Source organism: Streptomyces sp. NPDC003027 (assembly GCF_053591435.1).
Genome location: NZ_JBSFTU010000020.1, coordinates 1 through 12,400, shown reverse-complemented (window position 1 = coordinate 12,400; position 12,400 = coordinate 1). Strand labels below are relative to the sequence as shown.

The 12,400-nt window shown below is 70.5% G+C and carries 15 protein-coding genes and 4 tRNA genes; 8 read left to right on the top strand and 11 right to left on the bottom strand.

What is annotated here, in order from left to right; translation table 11 throughout:
* Window positions 1–8 precede the first annotated feature (8 nt).
* The 4 genes from rplK to ACWDX6_RS16375 form a co-directional block, all read right to left on the bottom strand.
* Window positions 9–443 (bottom strand): 50S ribosomal protein L11, encoded by a 435-nt coding sequence (gene rplK / locus ACWDX6_RS16390; RefSeq protein WP_030318720.1) that lies wholly within the window; start codon window positions 441–443, stop codon window positions 9–11.
* A 166-nt stretch (window positions 444–609) separates the two neighbouring features.
* Entirely contained in the window at window positions 610–1,527 is a 918-nt protein-coding gene (gene nusG / locus ACWDX6_RS16385; protein WP_451485611.1) for a transcription termination/antitermination protein NusG, read from the bottom strand.
* A 43-nt stretch (window positions 1,528–1,570) separates the two neighbouring features.
* The gene (secE, locus tag ACWDX6_RS16380) at window positions 1,571–1,858 is read right to left on the bottom strand and encodes a preprotein translocase subunit SecE (protein ID WP_356886166.1); all 288 of its coding nucleotides are present in this window, start codon (window positions 1,856–1,858) and stop codon (window positions 1,571–1,573) included.
* 103 nt (window positions 1,859–1,961) lie between these two features.
* Window positions 1,962–2,034: transfer RNA gene (locus ACWDX6_RS16375), tRNA-Trp, on the bottom strand.
* 239 nt (window positions 2,035–2,273) lie between these two features.
* Here ACWDX6_RS16375 and ACWDX6_RS16370 point away from each other — a divergent pair.
* Window positions 2,274–3,509: a pyridoxal phosphate-dependent aminotransferase gene (locus ACWDX6_RS16370; RefSeq protein ID WP_451485610.1), complete on the top strand. Its 1,236-nt coding sequence runs from the start codon at window positions 2,274–2,276 to the stop codon at window positions 3,507–3,509.
* A 133-nt stretch (window positions 3,510–3,642) separates the two neighbouring features.
* A complete protein-coding gene (locus ACWDX6_RS16365; protein ID WP_451485609.1) occupies window positions 3,643–4,698 on the top strand; it encodes an adenosine deaminase in 1,056 nt (351 codons plus the stop codon).
* 21 nt (window positions 4,699–4,719) lie between these two features.
* Here ACWDX6_RS16365 and ACWDX6_RS16360 read toward each other — a convergent pair whose 3' ends face one another.
* The 6 genes from ACWDX6_RS16360 to ACWDX6_RS16335 form a co-directional block, all read right to left on the bottom strand.
* On the bottom strand, window positions 4,720–5,775 hold the full coding sequence (locus ACWDX6_RS16360; protein ID WP_451485608.1) for a UDP-N-acetylmuramate dehydrogenase: 1,056 nt from the start codon (window positions 5,773–5,775) through the stop codon (window positions 4,720–4,722).
* A gap of 114 nt (window positions 5,776–5,889) precedes the next feature.
* Entirely contained in the window at window positions 5,890–6,318 is a 429-nt protein-coding gene (locus ACWDX6_RS16355) for a MaoC family dehydratase (protein WP_451485607.1), read from the bottom strand.
* A 4-nt stretch (window positions 6,319–6,322) separates the two neighbouring features.
* Window positions 6,323–6,775, bottom strand: coding sequence for an FAS1-like dehydratase domain-containing protein (locus ACWDX6_RS16350; RefSeq protein ID WP_451485606.1), 453 nt, complete (start codon window positions 6,773–6,775; stop codon window positions 6,323–6,325).
* 109 nt (window positions 6,776–6,884) lie between these two features.
* On the bottom strand, window positions 6,885–7,049 hold the full coding sequence (gene rpmG, locus ACWDX6_RS16345) for a 50S ribosomal protein L33 (RefSeq protein WP_003956487.1): 165 nt from the start codon (window positions 7,047–7,049) through the stop codon (window positions 6,885–6,887).
* Between the two features lie 88 nt (window positions 7,050–7,137).
* Window positions 7,138–7,210: transfer RNA gene (locus tag ACWDX6_RS16340), tRNA-Met, on the bottom strand.
* 43 nt (window positions 7,211–7,253) lie between these two features.
* A tRNA-Thr gene (locus ACWDX6_RS16335) sits at window positions 7,254–7,326 on the bottom strand.
* Between the two features lie 239 nt (window positions 7,327–7,565).
* Between ACWDX6_RS16335 and ACWDX6_RS16330 the strand changes: the two genes are divergently transcribed.
* Together ACWDX6_RS16330 and ACWDX6_RS16325 are read left to right on the top strand one after the other, a co-directional pair.
* Complete coding sequence (locus ACWDX6_RS16330) at window positions 7,566–8,834, top strand: amidohydrolase family protein (protein WP_451485605.1); 1,269 nt, start codon at window positions 7,566–7,568, stop codon at window positions 8,832–8,834.
* Window positions 8,835–8,836: 2 nt separating this feature from the next.
* Window positions 8,837–9,493, top strand: coding sequence for an NAD(P)H-binding protein (locus ACWDX6_RS16325; protein ID WP_451485604.1), 657 nt, complete (start codon window positions 8,837–8,839; stop codon window positions 9,491–9,493).
* Between the two features lie 66 nt (window positions 9,494–9,559).
* Here the strand turns inward: ACWDX6_RS16325 and ACWDX6_RS16320 are convergent.
* Window positions 9,560–9,641, bottom strand: a tRNA-Tyr gene (locus ACWDX6_RS16320).
* Between the two features lie 182 nt (window positions 9,642–9,823).
* On the opposite strand from ACWDX6_RS16320, the gene ACWDX6_RS16315 reads away from it, so the two are divergent.
* The 4 genes from ACWDX6_RS16315 (at window position 9,824) to ACWDX6_RS16300 (ending at window position 12,254) form a co-directional block, all read left to right on the top strand.
* Window positions 9,824–10,312, top strand: coding sequence for a YajQ family cyclic di-GMP-binding protein (locus ACWDX6_RS16315; protein ID WP_403287860.1), 489 nt, complete (start codon window positions 9,824–9,826; stop codon window positions 10,310–10,312).
* Between the two features lie 94 nt (window positions 10,313–10,406).
* A complete protein-coding gene (locus ACWDX6_RS16310) occupies window positions 10,407–10,913 on the top strand; it encodes a methylated-DNA--[protein]-cysteine S-methyltransferase (protein ID WP_451485603.1) in 507 nt (168 codons plus the stop codon).
* Window positions 10,910–11,536 carry an alpha-ketoglutarate-dependent dioxygenase AlkB family protein gene (locus ACWDX6_RS16305; RefSeq protein ID WP_451485602.1) on the top strand — a complete coding sequence of 209 codons (627 nt, stop codon included), beginning with the start codon at window positions 10,910–10,912 and terminating at the stop codon, window positions 11,534–11,536. The genes ACWDX6_RS16310 and ACWDX6_RS16305 overlap by 4 nt, the downstream gene beginning before the upstream one ends.
* A gap of 76 nt (window positions 11,537–11,612) precedes the next feature.
* A complete protein-coding gene (locus ACWDX6_RS16300) occupies window positions 11,613–12,254 on the top strand; it encodes an amino acid permease (protein WP_451485601.1) in 642 nt (213 codons plus the stop codon).
* The last annotated feature ends 146 nt before the right edge of the window (window positions 12,255–12,400 follow it).

Sequence of the window (12,400 nt, the reverse complement as noted above, 5' to 3'; positions counted from 1 at the left end):
GGGGCTGATCAGCCCTCGACCGTGATGCCCATGGAGCGGGCGGTGCCGGCGATGATCTTCGACGCGGCGTCCAGGTCGTTGGCGTTCAGGTCGGGCAGCTTGACCGTGGCGATCTCGCGGACCTGGGCGGCCGTGAGCTTGGCGACCTTGGTCTTGTGCGGCTCGCCGGAGCCCTTGTCCACACCTGCGGCCTTGAGGATCAGCTTGGCGGCCGGCGGAGTCTTGGTGATGAAGGTGAAGGAGCGGTCTTCGTAGACCGTGATCTCCACCGGCACGACCATGCCACGCTGCGACTCGGTCGCGGCGTTGTAGGCCTTGCAGAACTCCATGATGTTGACGCCGTGCTGACCGAGCGCGGGGCCGACCGGCGGGGCCGGGTTGGCCGCACCGGCGTTGATCTGGAGCTTGATAAGCCCCGTGACCTTCTTCTTCTTGGGAGGCATTGCTCTCTCCGGGTCCTAGTGAGAGTGTTCAGCCCGCCATCCGGTCATCCGGATGGAGGCATACCGCACCACGATAACGGGTATAGACGTGCGGCTAAAAACCGAGCAGGTCAGAGCGGCTGTGAGAGCCACTCTGACCTGGTCGGAAACCTGTGAGGGTCGAGGGTCAGTTCTTCTGGATCTGGTCGAAGCTGAGCTCGACCGGGGTCTCGCGACCGAAGATCTCGACGAGGCCCTTGACCTTCTTGGAGTCGGCGTTGATCTCGTTGATCGTGGCCTGGAGGGTGGCGAAGGGGCCGTCGGTGACGGTGACCGAGTCGCCGACCTCGAAGTCCAGGACCTGGACCTCCACCTTGCGGGCCGGAGCCGGCTTGCCCTCGGCCTCGGCGGCCTCGCGGGCGGCCTTCTCCTCGGCCTCCGGGGCGAGCATCTTGACGATCTCGTCCAGGGTCAGCGGGTACGGGTCGTAGGCGTTGCCCACGAAGCCGGTGACGCCGGGGGTGTTGCGGACGACGCCCCAGGACTCGTTCGTCAGATCCATGCGGACGAGAACGTAACCGGGCAGCTTGTTCTGCCGGACGTTCTTGCGCTCGCCGTTCTTGATCTGGACGATCTCTTCCTCGGGCACCTCGGCCTGGTAGATGAACTCCTCGACGTTCAGCGAGACGGCACGCTGCTCGAGGTTGGCCTTCACGCGCTTCTCGTAGCCCGCGTAGGTGTGGATCACGTACCACTCGCCGGGCAGGCCGCGGAGCTCGTCACGCAGGGCCTGGACCGGGTCGACCGCATCGGCGGGCTCCTCGTCGGCGTCCTCGGCGTCCTCGGCGGCCTCGACCTCTTCGGCCTGGGCCTCGGTGTCCTCGTCGGAGTCGCCCTCGGCGTCGGAGACCTCGGCCTCGACGGCCTCTTCGGAGTCGTCCTCGTCGGACTCGTCGTCGATGGTCAGGGCGGTCTCTTCGGCCGCCTCGCCCGCAGCGGCGTCAGCAGCCTCAGCCTGGTCCTCGTCGGCCGCCTCGACGATGTCGAGCTCGTCCTCAACGGACTCGACAGAATCGACGGCGTCGTTCAGGTTCGGGTCAGACACGGTGGCTGCTTCTTCCTGGATACAGATGGGGTGGAACAAGAAGTCAGCCGAAGACGTACTTGACTGCTTCCTGGAAGCCATAGTCAATCACGGTCACCAGACCGATCATGATGACAACGAAGACAATCACTACCGTGGTGTACGTCGTCAGCTGGCTACGAGTGGGCCAGACGACCTTGCGGAGCTCGGCGACGATCTGGCGGTAGAAGAGCGCGAGGCGGCCCAGAGGGCCCTTCTTCCCGCGCTTGCCGCCCTTACGGGCCTTCTTCTTCGACTCCAGCGCCTCGTCCTCGGCATCAGGCATGTCGATGGAGCCCACGGCGTCCGTCACGCTTCTCACCTGATCCCGGGTCATGGCAGAGCCGTGCCGGGTGGATCCGCACGGCGGTGCATTGAAGTACGTACATGCGCACACATCCTGGCGGTGTGTGTAGCAGGGCCGGAGGGACTTGAACCCCCAACCGCTGGTTTTGGAGACCAGTGCTCTACCAATTGAGCTACGACCCTTTGTGGCTCCCCCAACCTACCGCATCCTGAGATGTGGTCGGTGAGGGCCAACGAGCAGTGAGTGTACGTGTTCAAGAGCGCTGCGTCGAACAGAAAGCACGTCGGAGGCCCGCAGGCGCTCCGAGAGGTCCCTCGCCGGGGATTTCCGGAGGCCCCCGCAGGCCCCCGTACGACCGGGAACGACCGTTCCTGTCCGCTCCTCGAAACCTGTGTGCCGGGTCGCGAGACGGTCTGGGACGATGGGCCGCATGAGCGCTGCTACCCCTCCGACCGAGCGCCGGGTCTCCGCCCGCATCGGTGCGATCTCCGAGTCCGCGACCCTCGCCGTCGACGCCAAGGCCAAGGCCCTCAAGGCCGCCGGGCGGCCGGTGATCGGTTTCGGCGCGGGTGAGCCCGACTTCCCGACGCCCGACTACATCGTCGACGCCGCCGTCGAGGCGTGCAAGAACCCGAAGTACCACCGCTACACCCCGGCCGGCGGTCTGCCCGAGCTGAAGGCCGCGATCGCAGCCAAGACGCTGCGCGACTCCGGCTACGAGGTCGACGTCTCCCAGATCCTGGTCACCAACGGCGGCAAGCAGGCGATCTACGAAGCCTTCGCCGCGATCCTCGACCCGGGTGACGAGGTCATCGTCCCGGCCCCGTACTGGACGACGTACCCCGAGTCCATCCGTCTCGCGGGCGGTGTCCCGGTCGAGGTCGTCGCCGACGAGACGACCGGCTACCGCGTCTCGGTCGAGCAGCTGGAGGCGGCCCGCACGGAGCGGACCAAGGTCGTCCTCTTCGTCTCCCCGTCGAACCCGACCGGCGCCGTCTACAGCGAGGCCGAGACCGAGGCCATCGGGCGCTGGGCCGTCGAGCACGGTCTGTGGGTGCTGACCGACGAGATCTACGAGCACCTGGTGTACGGCAACGCCTCCGCGGTCTCCCTGCCGGCTGTCATGCCGGAGCTGCGCGACAAGTGCGTCGTGGTCAACGGCGTCGCCAAGACGTACGCGATGACCGGCTGGCGCGTGGGGTGGATCATCGGCCCGAAGGACGTCGTGAAGGCCGCGACGAACCTGCAGTCGCACGCCACGTCGAACGTGAGCAACGTGGCGCAGGCCGCCGCGCTGGCCGCCGTCTCGGGGAACCTGGACGCGGTCGCGGAGATGGGGCGCGCCTTCGACCGGCGCCGCCAGACGATCGTGCGGATGCTCAACGAGATCGAGGGCGTCCTGTGCCCCACCCCGGAGGGCGCGTTCTACGTGTACCCGTCGGTGAAGGGGCTGCTCGGCAAGGAGATCCGCGGCAGGCGGCCGCGGACGTCGGTCGAGCTGGCGGCGCTGATCCTGGACGAGGCCGAGGTCGCGGTCGTCCCGGGCGAGGCCTTCGGCACGCCGGGCTACCTGCGTCTCTCGTACGCGCTGGGTGACGAGGACCTGGTGGAGGGCGTCTCCCGGATGCAGAAGCTGCTCGCGGAAGCGCGTCCCTAGTCTTCGCACTTCGGGCTTCAGTCCCAGGAACGGGCCCCCGGCGTCGCGCCGGGGGCCCGTTCTCGCGTTCTAGCAAGGTCCCGATCGGGGAAAGGGGCTGTCCTCGTCCATTCGGGTGCGGCAAGATCCTTCAATGGAGCACGTTTCCGAGCACGATTCCGAGCCTGCCGTCCGCGACATCAGCCTGCTGCCGAAGGCGCACCTGCATCTGCACTTCACCGGTTCGATGCGTCCCTCGACGCTGCTCGAACTGGCCGACAAGTACGGCGTCCATCTGCCGGAGGCGCTGAGCAGCGGCACTCCGCCCCAGTTGCGGGCGACGGACGAGCGCGGCTGGTTCCGCTTCCAGCGCCTGTACGACATCGCGCGGTCCTGTCTGCGGGAGCCGGAGGACATCCGGCGGCTGGTCCGCGAGGCGGCCGAGGAGGACGTGCGGGACGGCTCCGGGTGGCTGGAGATCCAGGTCGACCCGACCTCGTATGCCCCGCTGCTCGGCGGTCTGATCCCGGCGATGGAGATCATCCTGGACGCCGTGGACACGGCCGCGCGCGAGACGGGGCTCGGGATGCGGGTCCTGGTCGCGGCGAACCGGATGAAGCATCCCCTGGAGGCCCGCACGCTGGCGCGGCTCGCCGTGCGGTACGCGGACCGGGGTGTGGTCGGCTTCGGTCTCTCCAACGACGAGCGCCGGGGCATGGCCCGCGACTTCGACCGGGCCTTCGCGATCGCCCGCGACGGCGGGCTGCTGGCGGCCCCGCACGGCGGCGAGCTGGCGGGCCCCGCGTCGGTACGCGACTGCCTGGACGACCTCCGGGCGACCCGGGTGGGTCACGGGGTGCGGGCGGCGGAGGACGCCCGGGTGCTGCGCAAACTGGCCGAGAGGGGTGTGACCTGCGAGGTCTGCCCGGCCTCCAATGTGGCCCTCGGGGTGTACGAGAAGCCGGAGGACGTTCCGCTGCGGGCGCTCTTCGAGGCGGGCGTGCCGATGGCCCTGGGCGCGGACGACCCGCTGCTCTTCGGTTCCCGCCTGGCGGCCCAGTACGAGATCGCCCGTAGGTACCACGCCTTCACGGACGCGGAACTGGCCGAGCTGGCCCGCCAGTCGGTACGGGGTTCGGCGGCGCCGGAGGACGTCCGGCGGAAGCTGCTGTCGGGCATCGACGACTGGCTGGCGAACCCGGCGGGCTGAGCCGGCGCGGGTGCCCGGGATTCAGAGGCTGACGCCGACCGTCACGGGCTCGTTGACGAGGGTGATCCCGAAGGCGTCCCGCACCCCGGCGACGACCTCGCGGGCCAGCGCGAGCAGGTCCTCGGTGGTGGCCTCGCCCCGGTTGGTGAGGGCGAGGGTGTGCTTCGTGGAGATCCGGGCCGGGCCGGAGCCGTACCCCTTGCCGAAGCCGGCCTTGTCGATCAGCCAGGCGGCCGAGGTCTTGGTGAAACCGTCGCCGACGGGGAAGGCGGGGGCCTGCGCGTCGGGACCGAGCCGCTCGGCCACGCGCGCGTGGAAGGCGGAGAACTCCTCGTTGGTGAGGATCGGGTTGGTGAAGAACGACCCGGCCGACCAGGTGTCGTGGTCCTCCGGGTCGAGCACCATGCCCTTGCCCGCGCGCAGCTTCAGGACGGTCTCGCGGAGGGTGGCCAGCGGGACCCGGTCACCGACCTCCACCCCGAGGGCCCGGGCGGTCTCCGCGTACGCGATGGGCGTGCTCAGCCCCCCGGCGTCCTCCAGCCGGAAGCGGACGCGCAGCACGACGTAGGAGTCCGGCAGCCTCTTGAAGAGACTGTGCCGGTACGAGAAGTCGCACTGCTCGTTCGTCAGCGTGACCACCCGGTGGTCGACCGTGTCGTACGCGACCACCTCGGTGATCGTGGACGAGACGTCCTGGCCGTACGCGCCCACGTTCTGGATCGGCGTCGCGCCCGCGCACCCGGGGATCCCCGCCAGGCACTCGATGCCCGCGAGACCCGCCTCGACGGTGCGCTCCACGGCGTCGGTCCAGACCTCGCCGGCCGCCAGCTCCAGCTCGGTGCCGTCGAGCTCGAAGCCCTTGGTGGCGATGCGCAGGGCGGTGCCCGGGAAGCCCTTGTCGCTGATGACCAGGTTGCTGCCCCCGCCGATGATCAGCAGCGGGGTGGCCGTCACATCGGCGTCGCGGATCGCCTGGATCACCTCGGCGTCGGTCGTCGCGGTGACCAGCCGGGCGGCCGGGCCGCCGAGCCGGAAGGTGGTCAGGGGGGCGAGGGGGGCGTCGTGGAGTTCCTGCACGGGCTCAAGAGTACGGGGGCGGCCCCGCCGGTCCGGTCGGGGCCGCGCGCCCGAAGCGGTCGGAGACGGCCACGCGGAACGTCCCGCCGCGGGCACCTCCGCCTGCGGCACGAGCTACGCGAGCCGGACCACGGCCCGGGACATGCCCAGCACCTTCTGGCCCGCCGACATCGCCGTCAGGTCCACCCGGACCCGCCCGTCGTCCAGCTTCGCCGCGACCTTGCCGCTGACCTCGATCAGGGCGCCCTTGTCGTCGTTCGGCACGACGACCGGCTTGGTGAAGCGCACGCCGTACTCGACGACGGCCCCCGGGTCGCCGACCCAGTCCGTCACGACGCGGACCGCCTCCGCCATGGTGAACATGCCGTGCGCGATGACGTCGGGGAGACCGACCTCACGCGCGAACTTCTCGTTCCAGTGGATCGGGTTGAAGTCCCCGGAGGCACCGGCGTACCGCACCAGCGTGGCGCGCGTCACGGGGAAGGACTGCGCCGGCAGCTCGGTGCCGACCTCGACCTCGTCGTAAGCGATCTTCGCAGCCATGGGTTCAGGCCTCCTCGGGCGCTCGGGACACGATCTTGGTCCAGCCGGTCACGACGTGCTCGCCGGTCTGGTCGTGCACCTCGCCGCGGATGTCCAGGATGTCGTTGCCCGCCAGGGTCTTGACCGCTTCGATGGTGGAGGTGACGGAGAGCCGGTCCCCGGCCCGCACCGGCCGGGTGTAGACGAACTTCTGGTCGCCGTGCACCACGCGGCTGTAGTCCAGACCGAGCTGCGGATCCTCGATGACCTGCCCGGCCGCCGCGAAAGTGATGGCGAACACAAAAGTCGGCGGAGCGATCACGTCCGGGTGACCGAGCGCTTTCGCCGCTTCCTGATCGATGTAGGCGGGGTTCGCGTCACCCACCGCTTCCGCGAACTCGCGGATCTTTTCGCGGCCGACCTCGTAGGGCGCGGTGGGCGGATAGGTCCGACCCACGAAGGACTGGTCGAGCGCCATGGACTCGATACCTCCTGGATTCATTGCCGATGTTGCCGGTGTTGCCGATCGTGCCGACAAACGACACGAGGCCGCCCCCTGGTGGGGACGGCCTCGTGTACGAGCCTGATTAACGAGTCTCGCGGTGCGCAGTGTGCGAGTTGCAGCGAGGGCAGTGCTTCTTCATCTCAAGACGGTCCGGGTTGTTACGCCGGTTCTTCTTGGTGATGTAGTTCCGCTCCTTGCACTCCACGCAGGCCAGCGTGATCTTCGGGCGGACGTCGGTGGCAGCCACGTGAGTGCTCCTTGACGGACGGGTGGACGGATGAACGCATAGAAGAGTAGCCGATCGAAGGACCGACCCCACAATCGGCTACTGTGTGTAGCGGTGACCGGACTTGAACCGGTGACACAGCGATTATGAGCCGCTTGCTCTACCGACTGAGCTACACCGCTTTGATGATCTGGTTCCCGCCCGAAGGCGGGTCCTTCTCACCAGAGCCCCAATACGGAATCGAACCGTAGACCTTCTCCTTACCATGGAGACGCTCTACCGACTGAGCTATTGGGGCGAGCGATGAAGACATTACACGGTCCTCCGCCGATCGCCCAAATCCGTTTCCGGGGCCGTCTCCGCGCGTGCGTTCGCGCCCGCGTCCCCCCACGCGCACGCGGTGTCCCGCCCGCCCCGTACGCCACTCGTGGCCTCATCAGTACGACTATTGCGCTCCTCCGCGAAGGGCGGCCGGGCCGCCCCTAGGCTCGGCTCCACGCTGCGTGATCTTGATCTTGAGGAGCCTTGAGGAGCCCGATGTCAGCCGACAGCAAGCAGCCCCAGCCGCCCGACGACTGGGCCGCCGACACCGCCGACTCCACCTCGCTCCTGCTCTCCAACGCCCGTCTCGCCGACGGCCGGACGGTGGACGTGCGCCTCGTCGGCGGCCGGATCGAGGCAGTCGGTACGGCCGGCAGCCTGACCGCACTCGGCGCCCGCGTCGACCTCGCCGGGTACCTCCTGCTGCCCGCGCCCGCCGAACCGCACGCCCACGCCGACACCGCGCTCAGCGCCGACACCCCCGGCCCCGTCTCGTACGCCCCCGAGGAGGTGCAGCGGCGCGCCACCGAGGCGGCGCTGCTCCAGCTCGGCCACGGCGCCACCGCCCTGCGCGCCCACGTCCGGATCGGGGACGTCCAGGGGCTCGGCCCCCTCGAAGCCGTCCTCCAGGCGCGGCGCTCGCTGCGCGGCCTCACGGACCTGACGGCGGTCGCGGTGCCGCGCCTGCTGACCGGGGCTGCGGGCGCCGACGGACTCGCGATGCTGCGGGACGCGGTGAAGATGGGCGCCGGGGTGGTGGGAGGCTGCCCCGACCTCGACCCCGATCCGACCGGGTACGTGGAGGCCGTCCTGGAGACCGCGGCGGAGCAGGGCTGTCCGGTCGACCTCCACACCGACGGCGACGACCCGGCGCGCCTGGCGCGGCTCGCCGCGATGGCCGGCGGGCTGCGGCCCGGAGTGACCATCGGGCCCTGCTCCGGGCTCGCCCGGCTGCCCTCCGACGTGGCACGGCGGGCGGTCGACCGGCTGGCGGCGGCCGGGGTGACCGTCGTGTGCCTGCCGCAGGGCGGCTGCGGGGCGACCGAGCTGCGCGGCCCGGCACCGGTGCGGCTGCTGCGCGCGGCCGGGGTACGGCTGGCCGCGGGCGGCGGGGCCCTGCGGGACGTCGCCAACCCGGTGGGGCGGGGGGACCCGTTGGAGGCGGCCTATCTGCTGACCTCCCTGGGGGGCCTCGCGGCCCAGGACGCGTACGACACCGTGAGCGCGGCGGCGAGGACCGCGATGGGGCTGCCGGAGGTGCGGGTGGAGGCCGGGTTCCCGGCCGAGCTGCTCGCGGTGCGCGGTGAGCGGCTCACGGGCGTGCTCTCCCTCGCGTACAGCCGGATCGTGGTGCACCGGGGGCGGGTGGTGGCGCGCACGAGCGCGGTGCGGGAGTACTGCGACTCCGCGGCCGCGCTCGATCTTCCGCGCCAGTCACGGCCGGAGTCGGGAAGCCCTCCGGGCGGGGCCGACGTACGGTCGTGAGTATGCGCATTGTCATCGCTGGAGGACACGGACAGATCGCCCTGCGTCTGGAGCGGCTGCTCTCGGCGGGCGGGCACGAGGCGGTCGGGATCATCCGCAGACCGGAACAGGCCGAGGACCTGCGTGCGGCGGGCGCCGAACCGGTCGTCCTGGACCTGGAGTCGGCCTCGGTGGACGAGGTCGCCGAGGTGCTGCGCGGCGCCGACGCGGCGGTCTTCGCGGCGGGCGCGGGACCGGGCAGCTCGGTGGAGCGCAAGGACACCGTGGACCGCGCGGCCGCGGTGCTCTTCGCGGACGCCGCCGAACGGGCGGGCGTACGGCGCTATGTCGTCGTCTCCTCCATGGGAGCCGACGCGGCCCACCCGGGCGAGGAGGTCTTCGACGCCTACCTCCGCGCCAAGGGCGAGGCGGACGACGCCGTGCGCTCCCGAAAGGCCCTGGACTGGACGATCCTGCGCCCCGGCATCCTCACGGACGACGCCGGCAAGGGCCTGGTCCGCCTGGAGGCCCACACGGGCCGCGGGCCGATCCCCCGCGACGACGTGGCGGCGGTCCTCGCGGAACTCCTGGAGACCCCGGCCACGGCGGGTCTGACCCTGGAAGTGGTCAGCGGCTCGGCCCCGGTTTCGGTCGCCGTGAAGGCCGTGGCGGGCGAATAGCGGCCCGGGCACACAGAAACGGCCCCTGATTCGCGTCTCCGCAGATCAGGGGCCGTTCTTATCGCGTGGCGGCGCCAGGATTCGAACCTGGGTAGGCTAAGCCGACGGATTTACAGTCCGCTCCCATTGGCCACTCGGGCACACCGCCATGGGATGTCGCTGCCGGGAGCCGCTTTTCGGCGGTGCTCCGTGGCAACGACGTAAACGATACCCGATGCGTGGGGGTGGTCCGCCACCGGATTGATCAGCGGTTCGGGTGGGTGCGGGTGACTAGGCTTGCGTCGTAACGCCAACGCAACCCCACGCATTCGACGCAAGGAGCCACACGTCATGGCCGACTCCAGTTTCGACATCGTCTCCAAGGTCGAGCGGCAGGAGGTCGACAACGCCCTCAACCAGGCGGCGAAGGAGATCTCGCAGCGGTACGACTTCAAGGGCACGGACGCCTCGATCTCCTGGCAGGGCGAGAAGATCCTGATGCAGGCGAACGGCGAGGAGCGGGTCAAGGCGATCCTGGACATCTTCCAGACGAAGCTGATCAAGCGCGGGATCTCGCTGAAGTCGCTGGACGCGGGCGAGCCGCAGCTGTCCGGCAAGGAGTACAAGATCTTCGCCACGATCGAGGAGGGCATCTCCCAGGAGAACGCCAAGAAGGTCTCCAAGGTCATCCGTGACGAGGGCCCCAAGGGCGTCAAGGCGCAGGTCCAGGGTGACGAGCTGCGGGTCAGCTCGAAGAGCCGGGACGACCTGCAGGCCGTGCAGGCGCTGCTCAAGGGCAAGGACTTCGACTTCGCCATCCAGTTCGTGAACTACCGCTAGGTCCACGACCTGCGTGTCCGAAAACCGCCAGCCGCCCCGGGCGGCCCCTCGCACACTGGACGACGGATCGAGCGTGCGAGGAGAGGAACCAGCCATGACGCCGCAGACCGTGTACGCCCACTTCGACAGCCCCCTCGGGGAGATGCTGCTGGTCGGTCGCGTCACCGAGGACGGTTCCACGGAGCTGGCGTCGCTCTCGCTGCCCGGCCAGAAGGGTGCCGTCACCGTCCGGGACGGCTGGCGGCACGACCCCGAGCTTCTCGCCGGGGTCGCCGGGCAGCTGGGTGAGTACTTCGCCGGGCGGCGGGACCGTTTCGACGTCGTGTACGCCGTGAGCGGTACGGACTTCCAGCGGCGCGTCTGGCGGGCCCTCGAGGACATTCCGTACGGCTCCACCGTCTCGTACGCGGACATCGCCCGCCGGGTCGGGGCGTCCGGGGCCGGGGTGCGGGCGGTCGGCACCGCGATCGGGCGCAATCCGCTGCTCGTGGTGCGGCCCTGCCACCGGGTGATCGGCGCGGACGGGAGTCTGCGCGGGTACGCGGCCGGTCTCGAGCGCAAGGAGCGGCTGCTCGGGCTGGAAGGCGCCCTGGTGGGATGAGCGCGGAAGGGCTCTTCCCGCGCGAGCGGGCGGTCGTCGCGCCGGGCGCGGTGCATGTGCCCGGGTGGCTGCCGCCCGCGCGGCAGCGGGAGTTGGTCGCCGCCTGCCGGGCGTGGGGCCGTGGGCCCGTCGCGTACCGGCACACCGTGCTGCCGGGCGGCGGGGTGATGTCCGTGCGGTCGCTGTGCCTTGGCCGGCGGTGGGAGCCGTACCGCTATCTGCCGGGGATGGGTGTCGAACTGCCCGACTGGCTCGCGGAGCTGGGGCGTGAGGCGCTGGTCGAGGCGTACGGCGAGCACGGGGGTTTCGCGCCGGACACGGCGCTGGTGAACTTCTACGACGCCGGGGCGAGGATGGGCATGCACCAGGACCGGGAGGAGCGGTCGGGTGCTCCCGTGGTGTCGTTGAGTCTCGGCGACACCTGCGTGTTCCGGTTCGGGAACACCGAGAACCGCGGGCGGCCCTACACGGACGTGGAGTTGGCGTCGGGCGATCTCTTCGTCTTCGGCGGGCCGTCGCGGCTCGCGTACCACGCAGTGCCCAAGGTCCTGCCCGGCACGGCCGATCCGGAGCTCGGACTGACCGGCCGGCTGAACATCACCCTGCGCCAGACGGGGCTCTAGCGGCGTTCGCCAAGCGCGCGGCGGGGAGGGCACCGTGCGCGGCGGTCCGGTCGCGGGACTGGTTAGGGTGCGGCGCATGACACAGGAACTGCGCCGGTTCCTCGGGGTGTTCGACGCCGTCGTCATCGGGCTGGGTTCGATGATGGGGGCGGGGATCTTCGTGGCGCTCGCGCCGGCCGCGGGCGCGGCCGGTTCGGGGCTGCTTCCGGCGCTCGGCGTCGCCGCGGTGGTGGCGTACTGCAACGCCATGGCGTCGGCCCGGCTCGCGGCCCGTCATCCGGCCTCCGGGGGCACCTATGTGTACGGTCGCGAACGCCTGGGGCCGTTCTGGGGATACCTGGCGGGCTGGGCGTTCGTCGTCGGCAAGACGGCCTCCTGCGCGGCGATGGCGCTGACGGTGGGGGCGTATCTGTGGCCGGACCAGGCGCACGCGGTGGCGGTGGCGGCCGTGGTGGCCGTGGTGGCGGCGACGGCCGACGTGCGGGGCGCGATCGGCTTCTCCTCCTTCGGCGTGCTGGTCTACTACGGCATCGCCAACGCCTCCGCCTGGACGCTGGGCCGCTCGCACCGGGCTCTCGCGGCCGTGGGTCTGGCCGGCTGCGCGGTCCTGGCGTTCGCGCTGCCGCCGGCCTCCGTGCTCGCGGGGATGGGGGTGCTCGCGGCGGGTGTGGTGGCGTACGCGGTCACGCGAGGACGGCCCGTACGCCCGCGTCCGTGAGGGCCGCTCGTACGGGGCTGACGTCCCGATGGGCCGCGTGGCCGTACGGGTGGGGCTAGGGTCTTTCGTTTGGATCAGGCCGGATCAGGGAGCGGGGTCTGGTGCATGGGGTCTCCCCAGGCCCGCCAGGGCCGAGGGGACGGATC